Here is a 26,918-nt window from a genome sequence, read left to right as displayed (position 1 = left end):
CACTTTGCCCCAAAATTGCCCCAAAAAATCCCCGGCTTTTCCCTGCCGAGCGCGCATAGAAAAGCCCGCTCAATGGCGGGCCAATCTGAACCGGCTGCAACCTCATGAAGCAGCGCTCAGCTCATCGCGAAGTCTTTCAAGAATGCGCGCGATCTTCTCTTCCTCCACCCTTGTCATGTCCAATGCCTCAAGAAAACTCTCAAGCTCAGTTAGTGAATCCATCCGTTCAGGCCCCCCGCTTATCCGCCCTCAGTCTCTCGACTGTGGCGCACTGTATACCCATACAGTACACCAACGAATTTACCACTTTTTGCGGGACCGTGGGAGTCCTTTCTTTGCCCCTCCTTCTACCCATCATCCTGGTGTCAAAACAACCCCGTGCTCTATTGCTCGCCATACAACCACTAGACTCCGTCGTTACTGGTAATTTGGCGGTGACTACTGTGCGTTCTACTTCTTATTTTTAACCTACAATTTACATGACCCTTATGTGCCAATACTGAGCAGTTACACTATGGGCGGCCCATATTTGGGACAACAATAAAAACTTGATCTAGAGCACGGTTGGCCACCACAGATAAGGAAGATCCATGAAGCGGTATCTGACCCGCGCTAGCCTCGATTACGTCCATCGTACAAAGAAGAAGGTTCGCAAGCTGATGGCTGAACGGAAGCTCAGCCAGACCAAGATCAGCAAGCTGACCACCATCCCCCGCTCCAGCATCAGCAGATGGCTTTCGCCACACCACGACGACTTCATGGGGCTGGCCGAGGCCGTAATGGTCTCGACGGCGATGGGGATCTCTGTCCAGGCAATCCTGGCGGACCCGGATTGGAGTGTGTCAGACGATGAGCACATGGGGCTGATCAACCGCGCAGCACGGCTGCCGAAGCCACACTTGGCGTCGATTCTGAATTGCTACGCTGAAATTCTTGGTGTGAGAGTTGGATAGCTTCGCTGCGAATTGCTGCAAGCAGAGAGTCGGCTCGTTGGCGCTCTACCTGCGACAGGTCGAGATGCATGAGCATATCTTCAAGGGAGGAAATGTTGGCAAGAATGGTCATCGTGAAAGCTCCATAACACAAGTCACCGCCGCGTGTGGATAGTCCACTTGCAGGCAGTTGTTTAAAGGTTATGGTTCACGGTTGGCGCACAAGTAGCGCTGAAATTAAGTAAATTAGGCACTGCTTACCATAACCAGAAAAGGCAATCTCCAGGTTATGGTTTTAAAAACCCACTCATCCGAGCGGCATCATTTGATGCCTGCGCACATTACGACAGCCCCTGGCAAAGTGTCAACAAAAATGGGGCCGAAGCCCCACCATTATTACTCTGCCTGTTCAGGCATCATCCGCTCTATCCGCGCCGTGATATCAGCCCACTCAACCCTGCTCATATCAATGCCTTCCAGCTTGCTCAGCAAGGCTGTCAGCTCTACCTGCAGTTGGGTGGCGCTCATGACAGCAACCTCCCCTGGTCCACAGCCCACAGCTGCTGCAACTTTGACAGCCCCTTACCTGTTACCAAAGCAACTGACCGCTTCTGCAGGCCAAACTCAGGATGCTCCCAAGGGCTGATCTTCACATCCATCAAACCCTGCTCAATCTTGGCTTGGTAGGGCTCATTTTTGCGGCTGACCCAGCCAATCTGGCGCAAATACGCATAAAGGCGCTTTTGCCCGGTGCCAATGATTTTGGCGGCTTGCGCCACGCTGATGGCATCTGGAGTTACCTCCACCTGCTTGGCAAAGCGAACCAGCGGAGCATCCGTCTCGATCTTCTGCTCCAGCTCTTGGTTAACGGTCAGTAGGCGCAGGCGCTCCCGTTCTGACTGCATGGCGATCTGCAGGATCTCGATGGTTGTGAGTTGCTGCGGAACCGGTGCCAGCTTCCCGGTGCGGTAATCAAGGAACACCTGATTGACCTGGAGCTGGAATGCTGGGCTGATCCAGCCGGCGTAGGATATCGCCAGTAGCTCGTGGGCGAAAGTGCCGCCATTACGGCCTTCGATGGAAACTATGCAGATTTGCATAGTTTGTTTTTCTACCTCTGCGACCAACTCTTGTGCCTGCTTGGTACGCAACCACTGGGCAGGCGCCTTACTTGCGCCAAGACCGCTCGCCCGATGAAGGGCATTGAGATTGAACCGCCCGGCATCATCAGTAGCGATCTCCACCCCGGCAATCACCGGCATGGAATTCTGCGGCCCTGTCAAAACTTTGGTTTGCTGATACTGTTGTTGTATAGTCATAAAGTAACTCCAATCATTTGCGTGCTTGGTTTACATTCCTCGGCCTTGGCGGTTGCACCCGCTGGGGCCGAATTCTTTTCCCCTAGGCCACCTCTCTCTCAGCATCCTCACCCACTCTTTTCATTTCGGTGTAAAGGATGGAGATAACCTCCTTGGTCAGGCTTACGCCGTTATCAACAGCTCTATGCCCCAACCACTTCTTCAGATCTTCCGGTAACCTGATTGATGTCGGCGGTACTTGACTGCTCACCTTGATCTCCTGACTTGTTGCTGAAGCATGAATGTACAGAGAGTCAACAACATGGCCCTCAACATCAGGCTAGATTCAAAAAGATTCAGAGTCAAATAGAATCTTTGATTTGTGAGTCTTTAAGAGTCATTATCACTAGTGATAATGCTTAAATGCCTGCATAGAAACACCGGAAAAAACCATGAGCCAGCCGAAGCCATACCCGCTACGAATGTCGGATGAGATGCGCAGCTTCCTTCAAGAGCAAGCTGATAAATCAGGTCGCTCTCTCAACGCAGAAATCGTCAAGAGGCTCCAGTTCACTATCGATGAAGATATCGAGTCAGCAGATGGCGAAAGATTTAAGATCTTGGATGGGTTAGACATTGCCCGCCCTGAACACACGCTACCTTCTGGGGCTTTACTCATCCCCCGAAAAATCAACAAATCTCGTTACGAACCGCTTAGCGATCAATTGCAAGAGATGCGGGAGTTGCTGGAGGTCATCCGAAAGGAAATTAAAAATGCCCCCCATAGCTTTGATGTTGATCACATCACCCCAGCTTCTAAAGATAAATAATATGTCATTTACTGATAGAAGAAGGAGAGTCTTGATGCGTTTAGCAACTGCCGCTATAACTTCCATGCTTCTTTTTGCTGGGGCCGCATCTGCCGAGTGTATCGGTTCTGGCAGTCTAAAAACCTGTTTTGATGACAGTGGAAACACTTATACGGTACAGAAATTTGGTGATTCTACCTACGTAGATGGAAGCAACTCTAGAACTGGCTCGACATGGAGCCAGCAAAGCCAGAAGTTAGGCAATAACACCTATACCTCCGGCCGAGATGCTGATGGGAATTCGTGGGATAGCACCGCAACCAAAATGGGCGACTCTACTATAATTAATGGCTCAGATAGTGATGGCGATTCCTTCTCCGTTATTTGCAATGAGTATGGGTGCGACTAAATGATGTTTCGATTAATTCCACTAGCCATTCTTTTCTCATTGCTAAGTTTTAGTTCACACGCAGGATTTTACTCAGGAAATGAAATTCTTGATCGCTGCTCTAGTGATGAGAGGAGTGATGATCACTTTCAAAAAGATGCTTTTTGCATGGGGTATTTAGTTGGGGTTTATGATAGCTATGAAGGCATAACAATTTGCCCTGGAAATAACGCCAACAATATAACAGTAGGTCAGTTGCAGCTAATATCAGTTAAATATATGCGAGAGCACCCAGAAAAATTAAATTGGTCGGCGATAGATTTAATTGAGCGAGGCCTTAATCAAGCATTCCCATGCATAAAGAAATAATTAAAAGAGCTGAGCAAGCTCTACAACGGCAAATCCAACCAGGACAAATAAAAAGCTGTATGCCATAAAGTCATCCAGATCACTCCGGCTGGATTTGCTGAAACACCAGCAGCCGGCAGCAAACGGGATCAGTGCCAAGGTGAAGCTAAAGCTGAACGCCTTAAGCGCCACCACCATCATTATCAATGCAAACAATAGCCACATGGTCTGGGTCCTCACTGGTCAGGGCCCAGCTTACCCGCTCTTGTCAGGGGTAAGCCAGGGCCGCGATTCCCCCCTTACTCCCAGTTCGCCTTGTTCTTGTTTACCGCCTGGTACACCAGGTCATTGCGGCGAGCCAGCAGTTCGTCAATGCGCCGGCGCTTCTCCTCTGCGTTCATGGTGCGGTCACGCTGGATCAGCTCAATCTTATTGCGCACCACCCTCACCTGCTGCTGGGTGCGACTCAGGCTGCGGCGCGCCTTCAAGATCCCGCCTTGCTCATCCAGTAGCTCGTTCGCCTTGTCGTTCAACCCCTCGCTGCGATACTGGTCAACCGTGCGCTTGAGCTGGTTCACCTCGTTGAGCATCCGGTAAAACTCCTCCATGTGCTGGGTGGACTTGGCCGGGCCGGTGCCGCGGTATACGGCTTTCACCAGCGGGATTTCGTCTGCCCGCCAGCTTGCCGACTCGCCTGGTCTGGCTGCCCGGATCAGACCATCGGCGGCGGCCATGACGTAGCTACCCATGGTGCCGGTATAGCCAATCACCAAATGTTCAAGCTGCTTGGGCGAGAAACCAGACAGCTCGCCAAGCTCGCGCATCAGCAAGCTGGTCTGCTCGTTGTAGCGAGCCTCGGCCTTGACGGCCAGATCCTGCGGGCTATCGATGGGGCCGCCACGGAAACTGTCATAGTTGAAGGCAGCCTCCACCATCGGCTTGACGACCTGCGGGGTCGGGTTAAGGGCAAAGGTATCGCCGATCGCCCGCGCCACCGCCTTGCCGAACTGAGCACCTGTGTCCTTGTCGCCCATAGCGCGCACCATACGCTCCGGGATGGTGCCGAACATCACGCCAATCTCGAATGGCTTGGGGATCCGGAAGTGCTGATCACCTACAAAGAAATGCCAGTTGGCGTCCTTGTCCCAATCCGGCAGCTCTTCATATCGCTCATCGTCCCAGTTGGCGGCCAGCAGGCCGAGCGACATGGCGGTGATCATGCCGGCACGCTTGGCAATTTCACGCGGATTGTCACGCAGTTCCCTGGTCAATTTACCCAGGCCCTGCAGGCGGGCGTTGAAGAATGGCAGGATCATGGCCGCGCCTTGAATGGCTCTTGCCGCCCCAAGCATGGAGAAGTCCATCAAGTCCTTTGACTCGAAAGCAGCCTGCGCGTGGCTCTTGCCAGCCTTGATTGCCGCATCATAGACAGCCTCACGGTTGGCGTTCTCCAGAGCCTCGCCATAGCGGTTGTACTTCTCCCACACATTTGCGACCACACCCTTGGCTTGAGCTGCGTTGCGGATGATGCTCTTTTCGTAGCGGGCAATCTGCTCCGGCGTCATCCCCTTGCGGCGCAGCGACTTGCGCACGGTATCGGCCATGGCCGTCGGGTCGTTGCCGTTGACATAGCCGCCCAGGAAGCTGGCTCCACTGAACATCACATCTATGGTGCTGCCATCCATCGCCAATGTCTTCTTAACCCCCTTGATGGAGTCGATCACAGGCTTGAAGCCATCCTTGCTGATCGCCCAGCTGGATAGCGAGTCGCGCAGGAAGTTGCGCAGCATAAATTCCGGTGAAGCGGTCACCCCTGCAGTCAGCAGCCGCTTGGCTTTGGATGCCATATTGACCATTGAGCCGAATGGCTGGCGGTCAAAGAAAGTCATGGCCCGGTAAAGGTCAGGATCCTCAACCCGGACCATGTAGTCCTCCCCTTCCAGCTTGACGGTGATCAGGTCCTTGCCGTTTTTGAGTGCACGCCAGTCCATCATGTTGGGCTTGGCTACCACCTCGATGAGGCCAGTATCCGCAAGATTCCAGACCGTCTTCTGTGCCGCCATGTTCTTCATCGAGGCGTCGATCAGCTTGCTGGTGCTGGTGAAGATGTTCTCGAGTAGGTCGTTGGTATTGGCCTCGCCACCCTTGAGCTTCTTGATGCCGGCGTTCTGGTTGGCAATCCCCTTTGGCTTGAAGGGGGCGATCACATCGCCGTCTTCGGATTCCCGGAAGAACGGGATGTACCACTCGTTTTCGAACTCGGCCCGCGCCTCTTTGGTGAACAATCCCGCCTCCTGCGCCAGATCCAGCGTTGCTGCATTGAGCCGATTCCAGCGCGCCTTGGCCTCTATAAATTTGGCCTCCTTACCCTTGCCAAGCCCTTTCAGCGCTGCAATATCCTGCTCGCTCAGCAGGTTCTCACGCCCCTGCTCCATCAGCAGTTCCGCCCGGTGGCCGGCCATCCAGCCCAGCCAGTTGTGCAGATCTGTCCCCAGACTGGAGAAAATGCCCAGCAGCGCGTCTTTCTCGCCGGTACCAACCTTGCGCTGGATCACCCCATCCTTCCACTCCGGCAAGCCATAGAGCATGGTCGCCTGCATGGTGGAGGCCGCGCCGGTGGCCATCCGTGCTGCCACATAGCCAGAATCGGCAGCGTCGGTGATGCCTGCTGCATCCTCGGCGTATTTGATGGGGGCCAGGGCGTCGAGCACCTCGGTGTTGGCCTTCTTGATAAAGCGGTCCACCCATGACTCCACCACGCCGCGGTCTACCTTGCGCATCTTGTCCAGGTTGATTTTGGTCTTGTCGATGATGTCTGGCTTGGGGCCGAGATTGAGCTTTTCCATAGCCTTGTCTGTAGCGGTATTAGCCTGACTAAATTTCAGGCTACGTTTGACAATGTCTTCCTCACTAAGTACATTTGTAACTGAACCATCCATGCTTGAACCTAAGGGCAATTGCAGCCCAGTGAGTAAAGAGCCAGGATGGTTTTTCTTTATATATCTTGTCATGCCATCAGCAACCCATCGGCCAACCTGTTCATCAGGGCGCCCATGAATACTGGCAATTCTATTTACTTCAAGATACTTACCTGCATTGACACCTAATTGAATGGCAGTTACTACAGGCTTGCCAGATTTGTCTTTTGCATCAAGTAACACTACAAGTGATTCACCGGTATGGGTTTTCGAATCAAATATTGCCAATGGGTCACTTAATAATTCAGGTAGCTTTTCTACTGTCGTTATATCTACGTCATGCTTCACCCCGTTTATAGCCTTGCGCACAGTATCCCGACTAATTCGCATTGTTAGGTTTGGGGCCCCAACAGCCATGAGAACTGCAGGAGTTGAGCCAACATCAATAGCGATATCGCCGGATCGAAGTGAGCTCATTGCTTTAGTCAACTGCTGGCGATATCCATATGCCTCTTTACTGTCGGGAGTGAATGGCTCATTACCGGAGCTTGTCTCTTGGCTAAATTTCTTGCCACCATCAGGGCCGTTATCATCTGGGCCGTTGCGCTGCAGCTTCTTGCCCAAACCCTCAATCAGGGAGCGCGTCTCTGCGGCGGTGATACCATCAGGCACAAAGCCGACCGCACGCAGCGCCCGGGTGACCCAGGCCACAACCCTATCCCAGCCGCGCCCCCAGGCCCCCTGTTCCAGTTCGGCGAGGTGGGCCACCACCTCTTCAGCCTTGGTACCGATATCCTCGTCGGCATAGTGGGTGTTTACCCAGTCCCACACCGGTTTCATGCTGGGGTTTTTCTGCGACTGAATGAGCCGGCTCATGAGTTTGGTGTACTCTCCATCGCCAAGCACGTTGGCGAGGCCATAGTGGGCCAGCACCTCATGGCGCAGGATCTCGCGCATCCGCTTGGGGTCAGAGATGGTGTCGGCCGCCACGTGCAGGGTTGCTGCGTCGTCGTCGAATGCCGCACGCCGGATCAGTCCATCCTTGGCATCTAACCCAAGCACCCCCTCAAGCTCACCCTGGGTAGCATGGATCTGCACCTTGATGCCGCTCGCCCCCCGGTACTCCTTGAACCAGCCACTGGATACAAGCTCAGCCTCTTTACGGCTCAAGTACTTGGTTGGCTTGTTGCCTTGGGCCATAGCCTGCTTTGAGAAGCTGACCGAATTCGCAGCCCCACCCACTGCCTGAGCTGCGACCGGAGATTTCGTATCACCCTCCTTCACCCATCGTTTGAACTCTTCAACCGGCATTGCCTTGATGGCGCTCAGCCCCTTCCACCCCTTCTCATAGTTGGCAAGGTAACCAGCCCTGGCCGCCTGTTCATCGGCGAACCCCATCATCACTTTGTGCTCGTCAAACTTGCCGGTCTTGGGGTCCACCTGGTCCACCACATAGACCGTGTTGCTCTCCGGCTTATCACCGATGAATACATCGACATGATCGCCGTCAGCCCCCATGGTGCGCTTGATGTAGCCGTAGTCATGGGCCATGGTGGATTGCCACACCTTGCCGTCCCGATCGGTACCGGAACGGGTAGAGCCCTTGGGGTTCTCAAGCGCGACATCCAGCCCCTGCAGCGTGAGGTGACCCTTCTTGTAGTTGCCGGCCTCCTTTTGTGCCTCGGTGGGATCCGGCGCCACCTCAGCGCGGGCCACTTCGATTTGTTGCACAGGTTCACTGGGGGCAGTCGCCACATATTCACGCACCTTGGCCGCCGATGACTTGGCCACCAACACCCCCCCCTTGCCCGGGATCACCTTCACGCCGCTATCCTTGGCCCACTGCTTGATGATCGGCACTTCACCTTTCAGGGTGATGGTTCCATCAGGGTTATTGATTGCTTCCGCCCACGGCGTTGGCGCGGAGTCAGGCTTCGATGCCACTGGCTCGGGTTGCGCCCCCTCAGAAACAACAACCCCAGCATCAGTGGCCGGGGTTGTCAGTGTCTGGTCATTTTGCTGCTGTCCATCAGGTACAAATGCAGGCGCAGCGATATCTGCCCGATCTCCGGCTCCAGCTCCCTCGGTGAGCCCGGCAATGGCTGGGTCAGCACCTGCTGCAGTTGGTTCGCCTGCGCCAGGCTGATCACCTTGTCGTTCACTGCCGATTGCAGGTACTGGGGTAACTGGCTCATTGCTCACCTCTGCTTGCGGTTGGTTGGCGGGGATCACCTCGCGGTATCCGGTATCGATTGCTGGCGCGAGTTGGCTGGTGTCGCCTGCTGGTGCGGGCTGGGCCGGGACTGCTTCATCGGTTGTGCTTGCCGCTGACAGGTCAGAAGGTTGACTCGAGTCGGCAATACCTGTGTCACTCAGCGGTAGGGGGCTGGGTTGCGTGGTTGCGGCCGCCTGCGCCTGCTCCACTTCGGCGATCTCGGCCACACCAAAGCCGCCACCATTGAGCGGCACCGGCATCTCCTTGCCCTTGCGGCTGGCCATGGCGGCCTCTTTCTCGGTTGCAAACGGGTTGCCCTTGCGGGTGATGCGGAGTGTCTGGAGTGGGCCAACAACTGCATCCAGTGCGGGAGGCTCGGTTGACTGCGCCAATGGTGGCTCCGAGACATCTTCGGTGGGGGACAGCTGCTGCTCTGCCATCACGGGCTCGAGGATCGCCTCATCCTGCTGAGGCGTGGCCTGCGAGAGAAGATCGTCAACGGCAGGGGCCGGGGATCCGGCAAGCACCTCCTGCGTCTGGCTATTCTCTGCCATGCCTTTGAAGCGATCGGCGGTATCGTCGCGGCGCAAATAGGCCGGCACATCGCGCATCTCGTCAAACTGGCTGGCACTCGGGCCAAGCGGGTTTTGCTCACCGACAGGCATCACCGGTTCAGCAACAGTATCGACAGCAGGGGCCAGACCCGGCTCCACCGGAGCGGAAACCGTATCAGCCGGCACTGGTTCACCCTGCTCAATGGGTGCTACCTCTTCCGCCGAGGCGGGGCCTACCTGGGCGCCGACTTCACTTTCTACCTGCGACTTGCCGCCGCGCATGTCACCGACGCCACCCAGCGCGCCACCGGTCCCCATGCCAATCAAGCCGCCTTCCAGCGCACTGGACACAACACCTTTCATGGGGTCGATATCAGCGGCGGCCACTTCGTTGAGGGATTCGTTGACGGCGTATTGCTGCACCCCTTCCTCCAAGGTTTCGCTGATACCCTCACCTGCAGCCCCCTTGGCGACCCCTTTCAGCACGCCGCCAGTTGCGGCCTTGCCAGCCAGCATCTTGAACAGCATGGCGTCGCCCATCATGGAGCCCATGGCGGCGGCCCCCCATACCTTGGCGTCGCTCATGGTGGCGCGGCTGGCCAGGTTGGCAGTTTCCTCCCTGGCCAGCCCCAGCTTCTCCTGATCGGAGAGATGTTGTGTCTGCTGATCCTGGTCGATTCGCGTGAAGGACTGGCGGAAGGTGTCACTGGCAGCCAGCTCATCAAAGCTCATCCCCAGCACGGTGTCACGGGTGTTCACCCCAGCGCTGCCCACCGACCCAGTCGCCCCCGTAGTCACGGCAGCACCGGTGGCGATTCTGGAAACGGCCTTGGCGGCAACCGCTTCGGCTACCTCTTTGGTTGCGCCACGCTTCACCATGGAGGCGGTGACGGCGCGGCCAATAGAGGCTTTAGCAGCCACACCTGTGACGCCGCCAGCCATCAAGGTCGGCAGTATGGAGCCGACGCCCTGTGCCATTTTCATGGCCCAGACATCGATATCCCCCGCACCATCCCCCGGGGTCAAACGCCCTTCCGGCGTTTCATCAACCAGCCGGCGCCCCATGGCCTCCTTGGCATCCGCGCTCATCCCCTCGGTCAGTGATTCAGCCCCTGATGTAGCCAGATCGCCGGCGCCGGCCACCATATCAAGTACGGGACTCAGCCTGTTGGCCATCTTGGCGCGGGCCTGCTCCAGGTAGTCCCCCCCCTGCTTACCAGCGTTCTCCTTGCCGAAGTTGCTGGCCTGCCGTGCCAGCTCGCCAATGCCGCCGACCAGGTCCAGTGCGCCCGCCCCCACCCCGCGCGCCACATCGCCCAGACCGACATCAAGGTCGCGCTTGGCGGTAGATTGGCCGGCTTGTGCTGGAGCAGCAGTGGCAGCTGACAGGCTGCTATCGAGATTGCTCCAGAATGGATCGGTGCGAGTGTCAGATGATTGCGGCTTTGGCAGGGCGTCACGCAGTCCAGGCTTGTCCATGGTGTCCTCGGGTTTCAGGCAAAAGAAAAGCCCCGACCGGCGAACCGATCAGGGCTTTATTGGATGGGGTGGCCAGCATGCAGACTGACCGACTATGGGGAGATGCTAACGCTGGGGTGGTTGAAAGGCAACTAGCGGCGGGCCTGTGCCAGGCTCATAGCCTGATAGGCATTGACTTGTGTATCGCGCAGCCGGTTGGCGGTCACAGTCGCCTGCTCCGCCTTCTTCTGCCCTGCAGCCTGTTGGCGCCACAGCTCGAATGCGGTGTTCATCCTGGTGGGGTTGTCCAGTAGCCCGTTCAGCTTGCCATGATGGTTCGCTTCCTTGATGAACTGCAGGCGCTCTGGATCTCCACCAGTCCACGCCTTGATTGGCGCCTCCTGCTTTGGCTCATCAGTTTTGCTGGTCAAGCCGTAGGTGTCCGCAAGCGCCGCCTTGCTCTGCTCCAGCTGGGCATCCAGGGCATCCAGCTGCAGGTCTTTATCCTCAGCGTTGCTGGCAGAGATGCGCGCCCTGTTCTGGCCGTGCTGCTTCTCCAGCTCGGTGACCGCCTTCTTGTAGCCACCCTGGTCAGGCCCGGACGTCAGGCCGAGAGAGGTGCGCAGCTGATCTGCACTGCCAATCATGTGCTTGGCCAGGGCTGCCCGCTGGTACGCTGGTTTCAAGAAGTCGTTGATGGGGATGACCTTGGGGTGATCGTCCGGCGCCGCAGTTCGGTTATTGGTGACTGGCCGAACCGCCTTGCTGCCATCGTCATAAGTCACCTCCACCCCCAGCACCACACCGCGCCCGTCCGGGGTGATCATGATGTTGTTCAGCTGCTTGCCGGTGATGGTCTTGCCGCTCTCCGGGTCAATGTCACCAACCCCTTTGTTTACTTCATCCTGATAGAGGGTGCCGGCCGCCTTGATAAACTGCGGGTTATTGACCGCGGCATGCCCCTCCGGCGTGGTTGGATCGAGCTTGCCCTCCTGGGCCTGGCGCACGAGGTTACCGGCATAAGTGACAAAGGTCTTGCCGGCGTCGGCATAATCCTGCTGCAGGTAGCGCTCCGGGTTGAAAGCTCCGGCCCGTGGATCTCGCACGATCCACCAGAATTTCTCGCCCGGGTCTTTGCCCTCGGCCACAGCCTGCCAGCCAGACTGGATGATCGGTAAGTTCTCCTGCTGGAACAGTTGCTTATTGCGCTGCTCTTTCTGCCACTCATACTCCTGCTGTTGGCGGGCATCCTGCGCCGCAGCGCGACGTTCCGCAGCACTGGCGCGCGCCTCTGACGTTTTTACCTGCCTCTCTGTCAGAGCGAACTGTCGGTCATAGCGGGCATCAGCCAGCTTATCGCGACCCATGCTGTACTCCCGCTCCCCCTGATATCGCTCGTCGGCCACCTTCTGCCGCTCCTGCTCGTTCTGCCACATGGCATCCCGCAGGCTCATGGCCTTATCCATCCGCTCATCTTCTTTCTGGCCCCGCTGATAGCGGTCCATGGTGTTGAAGCCGGCCAGAAACCCTTCTGCCAATCCCGATACGCTCATCATGCCCCCTTAAAATAAGCTGCTTGCCAGAAAACCAACGCCCGCCCCAATGAGCGCGCCGACGGGACCACCAACCGAACCATAGGATGCGCCGATCATGGCGCCAGTGGCGGCGCCGGCACCTGCAGCAGACATCTTGGCCTGCTTCTCCTGCGTCTTGAGTTGCTTGTTCCCCATCTCAATTTCGTTCTCACGGTTGGCTGCATCACGCAGCCCCGCCATGCCCTGTTGGCGCGTTTGAGCGCCGATATCCAGAATTCCGTAACCCATCAGACCTTACCCCCTGTCTTGATAGCTTCCCGCAGTCCAGCATCCGCCCCTGTCAGAATGCCCATCTGGCGTGATTGCTCTTGCTCACGAAGGCCGTTCTCAGTGCCGGCAGTCATCAAAGCCATACGCAGACCCTGGCTATTGTCGTTGGCGGCCAGGCTGGAGCCAACGCCCATCCTTGCCATTCGGTTGTCAGTTGCTTGCTTGGCGGCCGCCAGGGCATGCTGGTTGTTTTGGTCTACCCGACCAAGTTGGTCCCGCAGCAACTGGCCATTCGTGGCCAACTCCATCAGTTCCTGCTGCTTGGGGTAAAAGCGGGCCTTCCAATCCTGGTAACTCTCCCGGGTAATCGTGGCAAATTTGTCTGCGGCATATCCCATGGCTAACCCCTTAATAACCTTTGTTTTGCAACACTGATGCAGTAGGGCTGATCTTCCTGCTTTCCACTGCCGCCGGTGCTTTCAACTGGCCAAGGCCATATGCTGTGCCTGCTCCGGCCACCGCCCCAACCAACCCCGCAGTCGCCTGCTTGCTCTGAAACGATGTCTGAGCATCACTGGCGGCCTTACGCAGGCTGGTATTGGCCACATCTCCCATCCCAGCAAGTGCCTCAGCTTTCTGGCCGGCACCAATGCTGACCACATCCTTGAGCCCTGCCAAATAACGGTCTTGCTGACTGGACTGCGCTCGGTTGGTTGTATCGGTCTGACTCAGAGCCTGATCCGTCTCCAAATTGGACATGGCAGATTGGTACTTGCCACTGGTAGGGTCCACGCCGCCAGCGGTCAGGGAATCAGCCAGCCCGGCGCGCGCCTCACCAAAGGATTGAGCGGTGCCCAGCGCGGCGGTGCCAGCAAGCTTGTCGTATTCGCGTTCGCTGTTGAGGTCATCCACCTTGTCCATGAAGACGCCTTCATACTGCTGCAGGTCACTCTTGTAGATATTCCACTGCTCTGTGGCCACATCAGCCGCAGCCTTCTGGGCTTCTGTTTCCTTGATTTCGTTTGAACCGCCCTTTCCCATCCCCTCACCTCACCTCACAGGTTGATCTGAAAAACAAACAGGCCGTCAGCATCATCTGGCTGACGCACCCACCCCATTCTTGGTGCGACCTTGAGCCACCCCTTACGCGTAGAATGGAAGCGGAGCCAGCGGGCACCAATCATGCGGGCAAGCCGTTTCACTTCCGGCAGGTGGCGCTCGGGCGCCCCACCATCCCCCCATCCAACCCAAACCAGGACCCCGGTAATGCCTTGCTCCACCACCGGTTTCAGCACAAAACCATCAGCGCCGCGCACAAACAAAAACGCCACCCGATTTCGGATGGCGTCTTGCAGTTCGGAGGATAGGTTCGGGTTGCAGGTGTCTCTGGTAATGCGGTGAAGATGACGCATCTTCCCAGTAGTCCGCTCCATAAAAGTTTCCTCTAACAAACAAAACCAGACACTTGGCTAGGCATTATGAGAGCAATATTTTAGGCTGCGTAGAAATTGCCACCTCGCTTGTTCAAGTAGAACAAGCGTCGCTGAGAAGGCATGTCCCACATCGTTTTACGGTCTGCCACATAGTAGAAGGTCACCACATTATGCCCTGCAGGAATAGGGACGGTTGATGGCGGGATGAAACTCATCCCCCCTCCCATAGCTAAAAGCACCCCTGGACCATCCCCAGCCCTAGCATATATTTCTGTGCGAGTGGCACCAGACTCATATGGCCTAATGCTGACATCAATCCTTTCAATCGTCAGCTCCTGCTCAAACGGAGCTTGATCAAAGTGCACTGCCAGCAAAGTTATTGGTGTTCCACCAGGAATAATTGCCACCGTTGGCTTATTCGGCAGCTCAAACGCTTTCACCTTTGTCAAGTCACCCACAATCCGCTCAGCAGCCAACCTACCTAGAATTAGGCAATTCTCGTTGATGGTGACATTGTTCAGCACGCCATTGTTGGCGTTCACGGTGCCGGAAAATGTGCCATTCGACGCATACAGGCGATCGGTATAGATCGAACCATCTGCGTAGATGATCGTGTGCCAACCCCATCCCCAGCCGCCATGCGGCCCCCCCTTGCCAAAGCCAGCCGCCCCGCCAGCCATGAAGGCGTTGCCCATGTCGATCTGACCGCCATTGATCAGCGGAGAGCTGATACTCACCCCGGCTTTGATGTAGTCGGCGGTGATCTTCTCCGAGGTCAGGATCTGGATGGTTGCCTTGCGGATGATGGCCTCGGCAATGACCGCCTGCCCATTGTCGATGGCGAATAGTGGCGCCATTGGTGTAGAGCTATTGGGGTCGAACACAAAAACCTGGCTGGCGGATATGGCGACCTGGCTGGTTCCGTCCGACTTGGCAATCAGGCCGATCCCGGCTGTGATTTGTCCGGCACTGGCCTTGGCGGTCCACATTGCCTGTGCACCGTTTTGCAGGTCGGCAATCGCCTTGCTCTGCTGTTGGACCGCTGCCGCATTGGCTGCGACTCTCGGGTCATCGGTAGCCACCCACGCTGTTCCGCTGTAACGGTAAGGCCTGTTGTTGTTGGCAGTGTCAAACCACAGGTCACCAGTACCCATGCCAGTACCTGGTGCGGTGGCTTGGAAGAACGTCTTGTTCTTGCTGCCGGCGACGGCGGAGACCGTGCTTATCTGACTGGCCAACGACTGTACTGCGTTAGCCCGAGCCGTAGACTCTTCGGTAATCTGGGCAGTCAGGCGCTCATCAGCCCCTTTGTAGTCGGCGGTCACCTGCTGGATCTGACTGGCCAATGATGAGTCTGCATCAGCCCTTGCCTTGGCCTCACTGTTGATTGCAGCAGTATTTTTCGCGACACCTTGACCGGCTTGGTCGGCACTAGCCTGAGCCCCGGCGGCGGCGTTGCCTGCCGATTCAGCGGTAGCTTTCACCTGGCTTAGCCGTTCGGAGAGTGCTTGACTGGCTTGAGCGCTGACCCTGGAAACCTCGTCAATGCTGGCAGCCAGCTCCTGCTCAGCCCCCTTGAATTCGGCATCGAGCGTAGATAAACGCTCAGCAAGAGCGCTATCCGCATCGCTTCTCGACCTGACCTCTTCAGCTATAGCGGCATTGGTAGCCTTGTCAGCAGCCTTGAACTCCGCATCAACAACGCTGATCCGCTGAGATATAGCCTCATCTGCCGTTGACCGAACGACTTGCTCATTGGTGATTTGCGCCTTGAGGTCTGCACTGGTAGCGCCGAACTCGGCCGTCAGTTGCTCGACCGTTCTTGCTTGCGCTTCCTGCTGGTTAGCCAACGTACTCTGTTGCTGGAGGATGGCGCCTCGAGCCTTCCGGTTCTCCCTGTCTCGCTCATCGCCGGCAAGCGCGCCTTCAACCTGGCTGATAGCCCCGACATCAACCTCGGATTCCATCTTGTCCTGGCGCTGGCTTAGCGATTCTTCATTGCTGACCACCACGCGCTGCAGTTCGGTTATGCTGGCAGTGTTCTCCCCGACTTTTGCATCAGTGGCGCTGATCCGCTCACCAAGCGCTCTGTCGGCATCTGCCAGGGCCTTGCTCGACTCCGAAAGTGATGCAGACAGAGCTGTATTGGCGGCCTTGAATGCAGCATCGACAGTGTTGATCTGCTGGGCAAGCGCCTCATCCTTGGTTGCCCTTGCCTGTGCCTCTGCCGCAATCCTTGCGTTGGCTCCATCAAGCTCGCCGCCAAAATGGGCTTCCACCTCGCTTACCCGTTTCGATATCGCCTCATCAGCGGTGACCCGGGCCGACTCCTCGTTGGTGATGCTTGCGGTAAGCTCTGCGGTGATCGTGGACAGCTTGGCGGCCAGCTTATCCTGCCGGAGAGACAGCGCCTCATCGGCAGACGCGCTCGATTGCGCCAGCGCTTTGATATCGGCATTTGCCTGCGCATCGGCCGCCTTGAACTCCGTGGTGACGTTATCAATGCGCTGAGCTAGTGCCGAATCAGCATCAGAGACAACCTTCTCAACTGACGAGATCCTGGCTTGTGTGGTGGCATCCTTCGCTTCAAACTTCACATTCATGTCAGTGATGCGCTGGGCCTGAGCCTGCTGTTCAGTCAGGATCACCTTCTGCTCTGTGCGAATGGAGCCAAATGCCTTCCTGTTCTCCCGATCCCGCTCATCACCAGACAGGGCGCCATCTATGCTGGCAGAAGCATTGTCATTATCTTGACCGCGCTGCAGCTCAAGCTCTGCGACAATGGAGTCAAAGCGACCAGCCGTAATACCGCCATCATCCTCGATGATCTCCTCAAGCGCTTGGATCTTCGCCTCAGAAGTCCCTGCCCGCACCTCGAGTCCACTGACCCGCTGGGCAGTGACCTGTTCGCTCTCTGCAGTAACGCGAGCCAATTCAGTGATGCTGGCACGCAGGGTTTCATCTCCCTGGGTGACCTGCGCCATCAACCCATCAATTCGCTGGGCCTGACTGGAAAGCTCGTTTGTATGAACCGTCAACTTGCTTTCGGCGTTAGCCAGCCGTTCGCCCTGCTCATCCACCTCCTGCTGTGTCGCCTTCTGGCTCAACTCCCCTTTGGTGGCGTTGAGTTCTTGCCCAATCTCGGTGACCTTCTTCTGCGCGTCGGTGAACTCCCCCTTAGTCACCGTCTGGCTCAGGCTGGCATCGAGGCCATTGATGCGCTGCTCTGCCTCGGTGATGCGTTTTCCCTGGCCATCAACGGTGACATTGTCCGCCTTGCTGGAGATTTGGCCGGCGACGGCATCCAGCCCTTGGTGAACTTCGGTAATGGAGGTATGCAGCTCGTCTCGAACAGCATTGACGGCATCCATCGTGATGCTGCCATTTTCTGGATCGACGATAAACACAGCGTCTCGGAATGAGTCAAAGTCACCCTTGTACTTGTCGAGCTTTGCATTAAGGCGATCCTGCACTAATCCGATCTCAATACTCGACATTCCAAGCTGCTGCTGGGCATCGTCCAGCAGATCTTGTGCAACCTTCTGCCGCGCATCCAGCCCGGCCAGCTCCTGCTCAATGCTGGGGATCTTGTCCTCAATGGCAGTGACCTTGGGACGGATAACCTCGATTTCATCGACCTTCGGTTTCAGAATCGAGACTTCAAGCTGTAGCTGTGGAACCGCCTCAATAGGCTTGAGCAGCTCCTGCACCAGGTGGCTTTTTTCTATCTTGCCCTGCAGCTCATCAAGGATGTCCTGCACATCACGGCTTGTCTCTGCTGCAACACCCTGCACGCCCTGGAAAGGCCCACGGTCATCCTTGCCATTGACGAAGCGCACCCAGTAGTAAAACTTTGCACCTTTACCAATCGCGTCAGAGAAGAGGTTGGCCGACGCCGTACCCACCAAGGAGGCGTCAGCTTGGTTGTCGCTCTCAGCTCGCCATATCTCGGCGTGAGTATGCCCCCGATACCGGGGCGGGTCCCACTCCACCAAGACTGTGTGAAACGCACCATTGGCGACCACGTTGACCGGAGCATGCGGAAACTCCATCTGTCCGGGCGGGAAAAGGTCTGGATTCTTGCCTGGAACATAAACGCCGCCAGCACCAGGGCGCAGTTTAGACAGCCCAAGGGCAGCCAACTCCCTGTGGGTGACCGCCTTGTCGAGGCGATCGCCACGCTGACCGGTCAACAGTTCCACGTTTTCCGATGTGGCCGCCGGATCCCGGCCGGCACGGTAGGCTGGTTTCGTAGCCATTAGCTCACCATCTCCGCCATGCTGCTCGTGAGGGTGATCCTGTAAACCACCGAGTTTCCAAATACCTCCACCTGCCACATGCGACCACGCGCCGGCGGCAGCCGGAATGCCCCCGGTACCAGATTGCCAGGCGACAGTTCCATCAGTTGCTCGCCATCAACGAAGAGCTTGAGCCCAACCTTCGCCACATCTTTAGCCTGAACTCGGCAGCAACTGAAGGATGCCCCATCCGGTAACATGAACAGCTTTGATCGCCATCTGTACTCTGCGTTGTAATCGCTGCCGCCCCGCCAAATGTGCAGATTTCGCCCCTTTGCGACATAGAGGGAGTCGCTCTCCATATCAGAAACGGCGGCATCCCAGCGGTTTGTCAGCTCTCGGATATCACCGCTTTTGGGGTCAAAGATGAAGCCATGGGTGTCCGTCAAGGCCACATACTTGCCTTCGTGATGCCATGCCCGGATGGTTTCTGGCTTCATGGCACGCCACTGCCTGCGGGTGATCACCTGCTCCGTGACTACCTGGCCACCGTTGGCACCAACACCTACAAGACCGTCTGGGGAGGCGTACAACACCACTCCATCCATCGCTACCATGGAACGCCCACTGATGCAGGCTTGTGGCAGCTGGCTTAACTTCTGGGTGGTTGCAGAGGCAGGGCTTACTCCCTGAGCCAGATAGGGGTAGCCCTTGGTGCCGATCACCAACGTGGTATCAATTGCAGCGATCGCAACGATGTCGTGCTCTGTGGTCAGCCGGTACTTCTCCGGCCAGGCGTAAGGGAGATAGGGCTCGCAGAGGTACAGCGAGTTACCCGCAAAACCGGCACACATGCCGTTTGCCATCTGGCACAGGCCGCGCAGGCCATCGGGCGGCATGGTGTAGCCGTAAGTCTCCAGCACGGCGCCCAGCTCCCCATCAGCTCGGTTATCAACGAAAGACGCTTGAGCGATCGGCAGCTCGGCAACAAGCAGGTAGTCCGCCACCCCGCCGCCTGACACCGACCGGTAGACGCGACGCTTGGTGATGTTGCTGTTCTGGGCTGTCGGAGGTGTCAGCGCCAGTGTCACTGACGAGCCAGGGATTGTGATTGTGGCTTTCCCGCTCACCGGCCCCGGTGGTCCTTCCTCTCCCATCGCACTGACGAAGGTGTCAACGTAGAAGCGGGTTTCGTCATCGATAGGGTCATCATCGACACCACCGTTCGGCGGCGTAATGGCGCTGATGCCGACAGGCACTCCTGGGGCCGGTATGCCAAGGCGGTACCACGCCGTTGGCTTGTTGGCCCCACCAGTCGCAATCTGGGCATGAGTGACCTTGGGGTATTCGCCGTCGGTGTAGTAAACCCGGCCATAGGGGTCCTGAGCGATCGGGGAGCGCATCGCCTCGACCACTTTGTTCCATGCAAGCCAATGCTGGCCATAGTGAAGCAACGTGGTTGGTACGATCGGCAGTTCAACCCCGGCGCTGGCATCATCCTCCAGCGGAGAGATAACGCCATGGTCAAAATGACAGTCACAGGCAATCACCGCGACTTCATCAGACAATAGGTGTGGCTCCACGCGCGGCATAGTCCCTCGCATGGTGACGATATCGATTACGGGCATGGGGATCTCAGGGAGGCAGAAATGAAAAGGCCCCACTCGTGAGAGCAGGGCCATGATGGGTAAATCCTAACGCCGGCCGAGCGAGGAGGCAAGCACTGGGCTCAGGCCCACACCCTCACAGGCGTTTCGGGGTACGTTCGCTGGGCATCGAGGGCCGCGGCCATTGCTTCCGACTTGGTGCGCACGTTGACGTGGTAGCCAGGGACTGGGGCCATCACATCTTCCTGGCGTCCATCTACCATCACCTTTTCGCCAGTTGGCTGGTAGATGGTGCCGATCACATCGAGCGCCGCATCCTGATGATAGAGCTCCCCACTCTCGGGATCCTGGCTAAAGCCCGCCGTCTTGAGGGCCAGCGTCATGGCCGACTTGCTGCCAGCCTTGAGGTAGAGATCAATCATGGTCATGGGTCTTGTCCTTCCAGAAATACCAGCCGCCAACGCGGCAGGCGGCCCAGAACAGCCAGGCCAACAGAGGCTTGCTCTGGGCGATCATGCACTGGCGCAAGCGCCTGTCAGCCTCGGCGCGGGATACCGTGCCTTTGGCGCCATAGTCGTTGTCGTGCTGCTTACAGCAGCTGTTAGTTCCAGGGGAGACGGGGCCAAGCCCCGTGCAGTAGTGGCGGGTCATCGCAGCGGCTTAATCTGCGCATCAGATGCTTCTTGATGCCAAATCTTGATGTTGCGAACGTGCCCAAAGAAATGGCGGCCGGTGCTGCCCTTTTGACTACCAATGGCAAGCGAGGGGCCAATCCCATACTTGATGCCTTGAGTTCCGACGTTTTTGTTTCCGGCGGTATAGGCATTCAGGCCTGTGTCAGAGCGAACCATGGACACCACGCCTCGATTAGTGAATCCAGATACGATAGATGATGCTCCACTGACCCCACCGAACGCATTGAAACGGCCATCCGAATAGATGGTTGTTTCAATTGATGCTCCTGCATCACCGCCGGTAATGGACAAGATTCGAGGTGCTGTGTTTGGTGCAGTTTTCCCAAGCCATGGCACGTTAACTTGAGCAGTAGCAGTGAATTTGCCAGGAGGAATATTTCCAGCCGTGGGGATCTCGCAAATATCAGGCGCTCTTGTCACTGCTGCATTGCTGGTAAGAATGAACGATGAGGGATACGCGCTCTCTTCTAGTTGGAAGCCGACAACGCACAAAGACCAATCCGCTTCAGGAGCTTGCGCACCACCTTGCGCATTCAGGAAGAACATGTCTACAGATCCACCGCCGCTTGTGCTGGCCTCTGCAGAAGAGGTTGTGGTCGCCGTGACAATCAGCAAATCACCAATCTTTCGGATTGTTCCTGACGTATCAGCCGTTACTGATAAAATATTGCCATCGGTGTCGAAGTTTATCTGGCGACCGTTTGGCCAGTTCGCTCCATACGCGAACTGAATCCGCAGGCGCTTACCTGGTACGTTGCTGTTTGATACGTCAATGATCACAGTGGCGGTGTACGTGGTGGAGTTTTTGATCGGCTCCCTAGACGCACCGAACATTACAGCATTAGAACCGCCAGTGACCTTTTTAGCGGTTATCCCTGGATACTTAGGAGAAGTGACTGACGACAGCACTCCTCCATCAGCAGCAAGGCGGGTTGCGTCCCAACGAAACAGGTTGGTACTTCCCCCTTCTATCAGGAGGCCTTCCGATTCAAAGCGGGGTTCATTGATTGCAGCAATCCGTAACACCCCAGATTTATCTAAATACCAGGCAGAGGATGACCGCTCGAAACTCACATAGCGGCCAACAACATCATCCCCGACCTTAACCTCCCGGCCATATCCGGTGATAAGGCGCAAGCTGTCAGACAATGGTGCCCACACATCAGGCAGAGGCATGGCGGCATCTCTTACAACATTAACCGCCAGTGAAGCGGCAGCCTGAGCCTTGTCCGCCTCCACCTTGGCGCGAGCCGCCTGCCCCTCCCCTTCACTAGTCACGCGCTTCCAGGGGACCATCTTGTGGGTTGTGCCATCAGGAGCGGTTACCGTGATCTCGGCTGCATCACTGGTCAGCAGCGCCTGGAGAGCATCACTCTGCTGCTGATATGCCCCCAGGGTGGCGTTCAGTCGGCGGGCAAACTCTGGGATGGAGTCCGTCCGAGATGTGTCGATGGCATAGGCCTTTCCGGTACCAGACTCCCCCCGATACGCCTCGACCAGGTAAAACACCGTGTTCGACTCTGCATAGTCAACCTCATACAGGTCTACAGCTGTACCGGCCACCATCACCAAAAGGTGCCCCTTTGCTGCGGCATTCTTGGGGTCAGCAAAGGTGGTGCCTGTGCCCACCACCTTCTTGCTCCCTTTGGTGACGGCGATAGTGCCATCACGCTTCCACACTCCAGCCATGCTGCCCCCTTACTGCCCGGTCACGCGGGAGAAGCCTTCGGTCTTGCGCTGCTCCATGTTGGCATCAACCTGGGTTTTCTCGCCCAGCTGTTGCAGATAGGCGTTGTAGTGGCCGACGGCGCGATTGGAGTTGGCGCTGTATTCCGAGTCCTTCGAGAAGGCCCGGTACATGATGAAGTCGATCAGCGGGTTGATGTAGATGTCGTCCAGATCGGCAAGCGCCGGGGATCCTGTGCTCTCCACATCAGTCAGCACTTTGGATTGCGGTGCCACCGAGTAGATCACGTCCACCTTCACAGCGGCAGCCGGGCCTGGGTAAAGGTAGAAATTCTTGGGGTCCCGGTCATCGTAGGTGTAGGCGGCCACACTGGTGCCATCCTTACCTGCATGCCAATCCGGGTAGCTGTCATCCAGCGCACGCCGTGGCACGAAGCGGATCACCTTACCATCTGCATTTCGCAGCACCTCGATCAGCCGCAGGGCATCGGCCGGCAGGGTCTGCTTGGTGCCGGCAGCGCAGTTGAACTGCACGTTTTTGGTGTGAGCATCGGGACGCATCAGGACGATCGCCTTGGCCGCGTCGTTGTAATAGTCCAGCAGCTCCTGCTTGGGCCAACGAACCCAAGTACGATCGTTGAGCAGGGTGTTCACCCGCTTGAGGATCGAATCAACGGTAACAGTTGCCATGTTGGGGTCCTTTAAAAAAATGAGTGCTTACGGGGAGGGTTTTGAAACTCGACCTGGGTCGGGGCGCTGTGCTGTTTGCGGAACCGGCCGGCACGGCGCCACCCTTCGACAAACTCGGCGCGGTGGTAACCAGCTCGCTTTGGGTCGGACCATGGGCGGTCTGGCTGGGCATAAAGCAGCGCCGCCACGCCGTGGGCGATGGCCTCGGAGTGATCGTTGTAAAGCTGGGCGGGCAGCTCCTTGGCATCTTTTACCGGAGCAGCCACAAACCAGATCCGCACATCACTGAGGTCGGTCAGGATGCTCAGTTCATTTGCAGAGATGGCGAAGTAATCACGCCCGGAGTCCAGCGGGACGCCATCTGCATCGGTGAGGCGCAGTACATTGCAGGAGGTAACCCCGTCCACATTGCACACCACCTCCAGGCTGCCGGCTGGCGCGCTGGGAAGGAGGCGATCGAGAGTAATCAGCTCCGATTCACGGCAGAAAGTGATCGCCGCTTCGGTCACGGCCTCCTCCAGCAGCATCTCGAGCGGGCCGGTGATGTACAGCCTGACGGTAGGCAGGAACTGCTCGCGGGGCACCATCTGCATGCTATTCCCCCTGATCTGCCAGCTTGGCCTTCAGGGCATCACGCACGCGCAGTCGGTAGTCGCCCACCTTCTCTTGGGGGGCTTGCGGCTCAACCTGCAAGTCCTCTCCCTCCACCAGAGTGGCCAGCTGGGCGCTGGTCATCTTGGTGAGGTCGCGGTCGCCGACCACAAAGCTTTGCTCTTCGGCCAGGCGGGCAGCTTCGGCTGCAAGGCGTTCCTGCTCTTCAGCCTCTGCCTTGGCAATGGCCTCCTGCCGCTCCAGCTCATCAGCCAGCGCGTCATGGCGGATCCAGACAGTGGGGAACTCCAGCAACTGCATGGCGATGTGACTCTCCACATCAACAGCTGTGTGGCGCGGGAACACCAGGCGGGAGCCGGTGACGGTGTCTTTCTTGCTCGGCTTGTCGCCGATATAAACCACGGCAATCTTGTCGCTCACGGTAATATCTCCAATCCAGAAATGAAAAAGCCCGGCGCGGGGCCGGGCATGGTGAGGTGGGCACGCTTACAGGTTGCCCATCACCTCATAGTGCAGCTTGAGCTTGACCGTGCCCGTCGCCGCACCACCGGCCACAATGAGGCTGATCTCCTGCCCCTCCTCGGTCAGGAGATCGTCCACAGGGATGTATTTCGCCACTGCCGTCGCCGTGCTCTCGGCATTGATGATGGTGGTCGTGCCGATCTTGGCCGTGATGGTGGTGCTGGCCCCCAGAGCACTGGCGATGAAGGTGGCCCCCACAACTTTCAGGTTGGGCTCCACTTTGTCGCCAAACGCGACGACGTCGCCGGCCGGTACCGCCGCCAACTTGGCCACCAGGGTAGGAGAGATGGAAAGGTTGCCGAACGCACCGACAAACCAGCGGTACGCTTTGGCGATCAGGGTAGTTTTAGCCATGACATTGCTCCTTATTGGGTCTGATAAACAGGGAGGGGGCGCTTACCCCCTCTGGTTTAGGGCTTAGCGGCCGATGGGGCTCACTGCGGTATCCAGCACCATGCAGCCATGGTCTTGGATGTTGCCGTTGCGCTGCTTGAAGCGGATCTTCTGCAAACCGGACACCCAGTTGATGGAGAGCTCGGTCGCGTTGCCGTGGTCGGTTTTCTCTTCGTGCATACCGAAGGAACCACCCTGCTCGCCAGAGCCGAAGGCATTGGCCAGTGCCTGGCCGCCCAGCAGCACGGCGCGATCGATGGTGGTACCAGCGATCTTGTCCACTTCCACCCCGGTTGCGGAGTTGGTCGCGCACACCTTGACGGCGCTGCCTTGGTTGAAGCGGATCGGCATACCCTTGTACTGCTTGACCAGGATGCCGCGCCACATCGCACCTTCACCACGGAAGATGGGGTGATTCCAGCCCTTAGCGCGCTCTGCCACCGCGGCCAGCATGGCAGTCCAGTCTTTACCAGAGCTGGAGGTGTAAAAGTCGTGCCATTGGCGCGGGGTGACGTAGAGCACATAGAGTGGCTCGCCGCCGGAGGGGTCTGCCACCATGCGGATCGGCTGGATGGGGTTGGCCATCTCGGACAGATAGAGCGCCATGTTGTCCACGCAGCCGAGGTTGAACCGGTCCGCGGCGTCAATGGCTTCGAAGGTGGTAGCATCCCCGCCGAAGAAGTGGCGCTCGTAGGTCGGCGCGGTCAGCGGGTTGATCATGATCTCCGAGAACTCGGGATCATCAGCCAGCGGCAGGATGATGTCGGTTGCCGAGTAATCGCCGCGAGCACCGGCCAGCTGGGCAAAGCCACGCTGGTCAACCAGGCGGCCGTAGTAGCCATCACCCAGCAGCACGCGTGCAGTCTTGATCAGGTCATGCTTGGTGCGCTTCTGGCTCATCTTGCCGCCGGCATCCACACCATGGCGGGTCTGGTTGATCTTGAGCGAGAAGTCGGCGAAGGACATGCTCTCCAGACGTCCAGCCAGCTTCTTGTCACCCATGGTCGGGCGGCCAGACAGTTGGTGGAACAGCTGCATATCTACTTCATCGCCCGCCCCCTTGCCGAGATCGGTGATGCGGACCACCGGAGCGCCGGCGCTGGTCTGCTTGCCGCCGTTGACTTTGGCGCCCTTGGGGGCCTCTTCGGTCAGCATGTTCACCAGCGAGTGGGAACGGTTGGCCGTCGTGAACAGGGCGGCCTGTAAAATCTTGTTGGCTTGCGCCGAGGTGACTTGGGTCATGATCCTCTCCTACATGAAAACAAAAACCCCGACACAGTGGTCGGGGTTGGCTTGTATAGATGGGTTGTGGGTTAAAGCCCGGACTGTTCCAGCAGGGCGTCAATCTGGGCGTCGGTCATGTTGCCGAACTCCCCGACCAGCTCGGTCTGGGACATGGCGCTATAACGCTCAACACCGGTAGCCGGCGCGTGATGGGTTTGGCCCAAGGCTGATGGACTGGACGGGATGTGGTCAGTAGGCTTTTCCGCTTCCTTGCTGGGTGCCTTAGCGGGAGGTGGCGCGGAGTCCACAGCATCACCAAAGGCCAGCTTGGTGCGACGAGCAGCCTCTGCAAATCGCTCATCCAGCGACTTTCCTTTCCACGCGGGGTCAGCCTGGAGTTTTTCATCGACGATGATGGCGAAGTCGAAACGGTCCTGGTCCTTTTCCCGCCAACTCACCAGATCAGGTACCGCCTGCAGTGCGGCCTGCACCGGGGTGAGTGTGGGTTGAACCTGCTGCGGGGCTGCTTGTGGCTCCAGCTTTTGGAGCTTGCGAGCAATGGCTGCGATTGACTTGCCGAGATCCGGGTAGTCCTGCGCCAGCTGCTCGAGCTCCTCCTGACTGATGTCGTCGGGGTCCACATCGGGGTTGATCCCGTGCTTCTCCATCAGCGCCTGCAGTTTGTCCCGTTCAGCCTGGGCCTGCTGCGATAACGCCAACTGCTCACGCAACTGCTTGGCTTCATTGCGCGCCTGCTCCAGCACTTCATACGGGATGGTGTGTTGACCATTCTTGGCCAGGATCACCTTCTCAGGCTCCGTGGCCCCTTCACCGCCCTGCTCGGTGCTGGCTTGTTCTTGACCGGCTGCCACCTCGCCCGCCGACGGCGCGGGTTGCTCTACGTCCGTTTGCTTGGTGCCAGTGCCATTGTCCAGCTCGGCATCGGGCTCACGCTCGATCGCCTCCAGCATGGCTTCCAGTTCGTCCAGGCTTTCAGTCCCGGTCAGGTTGTCGATGTTCGTATCCATGGTTGTCCTCGTGGGTTTTCAGTGGGTGGTATCGCTGCCCAAGCGGGGGAAGGTTCTCAGTGAGA

The 26,918-nt window shown here is 57.6% G+C and carries 25 protein-coding genes; 4 read left to right on the top strand and 21 right to left on the bottom strand.

The features are described from left to right. Window positions 1–590: 590 nt before the first annotated feature. Window positions 591–953 (top strand): helix-turn-helix domain-containing protein, encoded by a 363-nt coding sequence (locus PG900_RS00825; protein ID WP_270830718.1) that lies wholly within the window; start codon window positions 591–593, stop codon window positions 951–953. Between the two features lie 375 nt (window positions 954–1,328). On the opposite strand, the gene PG900_RS00820 is transcribed toward PG900_RS00825, so the two are convergent. The 3 genes from PG900_RS00820 to PG900_RS00810 all read right to left on the bottom strand — a co-directional run bounded on the left by PG900_RS00820 (window position 1,329) and on the right by PG900_RS00810 (window position 2,501). Beyond that, complete coding sequence (locus PG900_RS00820; RefSeq protein WP_270830717.1) at window positions 1,329–1,460, bottom strand: hypothetical protein; 132 nt, start codon at window positions 1,458–1,460, stop codon at window positions 1,329–1,331. Then, window positions 1,457–2,251, bottom strand: a complete 795-nt coding sequence (locus PG900_RS00815; RefSeq protein ID WP_270830716.1) for a KilA-N domain-containing protein — start codon at window positions 2,249–2,251, stop codon at window positions 1,457–1,459. Before PG900_RS00815 ends, PG900_RS00820 begins: the two co-directional genes overlap by 4 nt. A gap of 82 nt (window positions 2,252–2,333) precedes the next feature. Then, a complete protein-coding gene (locus tag PG900_RS00810) occupies window positions 2,334–2,501 on the bottom strand; it encodes a hypothetical protein (RefSeq protein WP_270830715.1) in 168 nt (55 codons plus the stop codon). Window positions 2,502–2,682: 181 nt separating this feature from the next. Between PG900_RS00810 and PG900_RS00805 the strand changes: the two genes are divergently transcribed. From PG900_RS00805 to PG900_RS00795, 3 genes are read left to right on the top strand one after another with little or no spacing between them, the layout of a single operon-like run. After that, window positions 2,683–3,060 (top strand): Arc family DNA-binding protein, encoded by a 378-nt coding sequence (locus PG900_RS00805; RefSeq protein ID WP_270830714.1) that lies wholly within the window; start codon window positions 2,683–2,685, stop codon window positions 3,058–3,060. Window positions 3,061–3,094: 34 nt separating this feature from the next. Further along, window positions 3,095–3,448, top strand: coding sequence for a hypothetical protein (locus PG900_RS00800; protein WP_270830713.1), 354 nt, complete (start codon window positions 3,095–3,097; stop codon window positions 3,446–3,448). Further along, entirely contained in the window at window positions 3,449–3,796 is a 348-nt protein-coding gene (locus PG900_RS00795) for a Rap1a/Tai family immunity protein (RefSeq protein ID WP_270830712.1), read from the top strand. Here the strand turns inward: PG900_RS00795 and PG900_RS00790 are convergent, their stop codons facing one another. The 18 genes from PG900_RS00790 to PG900_RS00705 all read right to left on the bottom strand — a co-directional run bounded on the left by PG900_RS00790 (window position 3,797) and on the right by PG900_RS00705 (window position 26,853). After that, on the bottom strand, window positions 3,797–4,000 hold the full coding sequence (locus PG900_RS00790) for a hypothetical protein (protein ID WP_270830711.1): 204 nt from the start codon (window positions 3,998–4,000) through the stop codon (window positions 3,797–3,799). It abuts the gene before it with no gap. 74 nt (window positions 4,001–4,074) lie between these two features. Continuing rightward, window positions 4,075–10,941, bottom strand: a complete 6,867-nt coding sequence (locus tag PG900_RS00785; protein ID WP_270830710.1) for an LPD38 domain-containing protein — start codon at window positions 10,939–10,941, stop codon at window positions 4,075–4,077. Window positions 10,942–11,072: 131 nt separating this feature from the next. Next, window positions 11,073–12,473 (bottom strand): hypothetical protein, encoded by a 1,401-nt coding sequence (locus PG900_RS00780; protein WP_270830709.1) that lies wholly within the window; start codon window positions 12,471–12,473, stop codon window positions 11,073–11,075. A 9-nt stretch (window positions 12,474–12,482) separates the two neighbouring features. Then, window positions 12,483–12,743 carry a bacteriocin gene (locus tag PG900_RS00775; protein WP_041215994.1) on the bottom strand — a complete coding sequence of 87 codons (261 nt, stop codon included), beginning with the start codon at window positions 12,741–12,743 and terminating at the stop codon, window positions 12,483–12,485. Further along, complete coding sequence (locus PG900_RS00770; RefSeq protein ID WP_270830708.1) at window positions 12,743–13,123, bottom strand: hypothetical protein; 381 nt, start codon at window positions 13,121–13,123, stop codon at window positions 12,743–12,745. Before PG900_RS00770 ends, PG900_RS00775 begins: the two co-directional genes overlap by 1 nt. 10 nt (window positions 13,124–13,133) lie before the next feature. Further along, complete coding sequence (locus PG900_RS00765) at window positions 13,134–13,766, bottom strand: hypothetical protein (protein ID WP_270830707.1); 633 nt, start codon at window positions 13,764–13,766, stop codon at window positions 13,134–13,136. Between the two features lie 14 nt (window positions 13,767–13,780). Continuing rightward, complete coding sequence (locus tag PG900_RS00760; protein WP_270830706.1) at window positions 13,781–14,158, bottom strand: hypothetical protein; 378 nt, start codon at window positions 14,156–14,158, stop codon at window positions 13,781–13,783. Window positions 14,159–14,217: 59 nt separating this feature from the next. Next, window positions 14,218–18,417 carry a phage tail tip fiber protein gene (locus PG900_RS00755; protein ID WP_270830705.1) on the bottom strand — a complete coding sequence of 1,400 codons (4,200 nt, stop codon included), beginning with the start codon at window positions 18,415–18,417 and terminating at the stop codon, window positions 14,218–14,220. Next, the gene (locus PG900_RS00750; protein ID WP_162901899.1) at window positions 18,417–20,024 is read right to left on the bottom strand and encodes a hypothetical protein; all 1,608 of its coding nucleotides are present in this window, start codon (window positions 20,022–20,024) and stop codon (window positions 18,417–18,419) included. The genes PG900_RS00755 and PG900_RS00750 overlap by 1 nt, the downstream gene beginning before the upstream one ends. Window positions 20,025–20,125: 101 nt before the next feature. After that, complete coding sequence (locus tag PG900_RS00745) at window positions 20,126–20,431, bottom strand: hypothetical protein (protein ID WP_270830704.1); 306 nt, start codon at window positions 20,429–20,431, stop codon at window positions 20,126–20,128. Next, window positions 20,418–20,654 (bottom strand): hypothetical protein, encoded by a 237-nt coding sequence (locus PG900_RS00740; protein ID WP_270830703.1) that lies wholly within the window; start codon window positions 20,652–20,654, stop codon window positions 20,418–20,420. Before PG900_RS00740 ends, PG900_RS00745 begins: the two co-directional genes overlap by 14 nt. Beyond that, the gene (locus PG900_RS00735) at window positions 20,651–22,387 is read right to left on the bottom strand and encodes a phage head spike fiber domain-containing protein (RefSeq protein ID WP_270830702.1); all 1,737 of its coding nucleotides are present in this window, start codon (window positions 22,385–22,387) and stop codon (window positions 20,651–20,653) included. Before PG900_RS00735 ends, PG900_RS00740 begins: the two co-directional genes overlap by 4 nt. A gap of 9 nt (window positions 22,388–22,396) precedes the next feature. Further along, window positions 22,397–23,074 (bottom strand): phage adaptor protein, encoded by a 678-nt coding sequence (locus PG900_RS00730; RefSeq protein WP_206817342.1) that lies wholly within the window; start codon window positions 23,072–23,074, stop codon window positions 22,397–22,399. 11 nt (window positions 23,075–23,085) lie between these two features. Then, the gene (locus PG900_RS00725) at window positions 23,086–23,667 is read right to left on the bottom strand and encodes a hypothetical protein (RefSeq protein ID WP_270830701.1); all 582 of its coding nucleotides are present in this window, start codon (window positions 23,665–23,667) and stop codon (window positions 23,086–23,088) included. Window position 23,668: 1 nt separating this feature from the next. Next, the gene (locus tag PG900_RS00720) at window positions 23,669–24,106 is read right to left on the bottom strand and encodes a hypothetical protein (RefSeq protein ID WP_270830700.1); all 438 of its coding nucleotides are present in this window, start codon (window positions 24,104–24,106) and stop codon (window positions 23,669–23,671) included. Window positions 24,107–24,172: 66 nt separating this feature from the next. Then, a complete protein-coding gene (locus PG900_RS00715; RefSeq protein ID WP_270830699.1) occupies window positions 24,173–24,562 on the bottom strand; it encodes a hypothetical protein in 390 nt (129 codons plus the stop codon). A 63-nt stretch (window positions 24,563–24,625) separates the two neighbouring features. Beyond that, window positions 24,626–25,843 (bottom strand): phage capsid family protein, encoded by a 1,218-nt coding sequence (locus PG900_RS00710; RefSeq protein ID WP_118880998.1) that lies wholly within the window; start codon window positions 25,841–25,843, stop codon window positions 24,626–24,628. A gap of 71 nt (window positions 25,844–25,914) precedes the next feature. After that, the gene (locus PG900_RS00705) at window positions 25,915–26,853 is read right to left on the bottom strand and encodes a hypothetical protein (RefSeq protein WP_270830698.1); all 939 of its coding nucleotides are present in this window, start codon (window positions 26,851–26,853) and stop codon (window positions 25,915–25,917) included. Window positions 26,854–26,918 lie beyond the last annotated feature (65 nt).

It is taken from the genome of Aeromonas sp. QDB03 (assembly GCF_027707985.1).
Taxonomy (GTDB): Bacteria; Pseudomonadota; Gammaproteobacteria; order Enterobacterales; family Aeromonadaceae; genus Aeromonas; species Aeromonas hydrophila.
The sequence above is the reverse complement of the archived record's forward strand: the minus strand, read 5'-3'. Positions and strand labels throughout refer to the sequence as shown.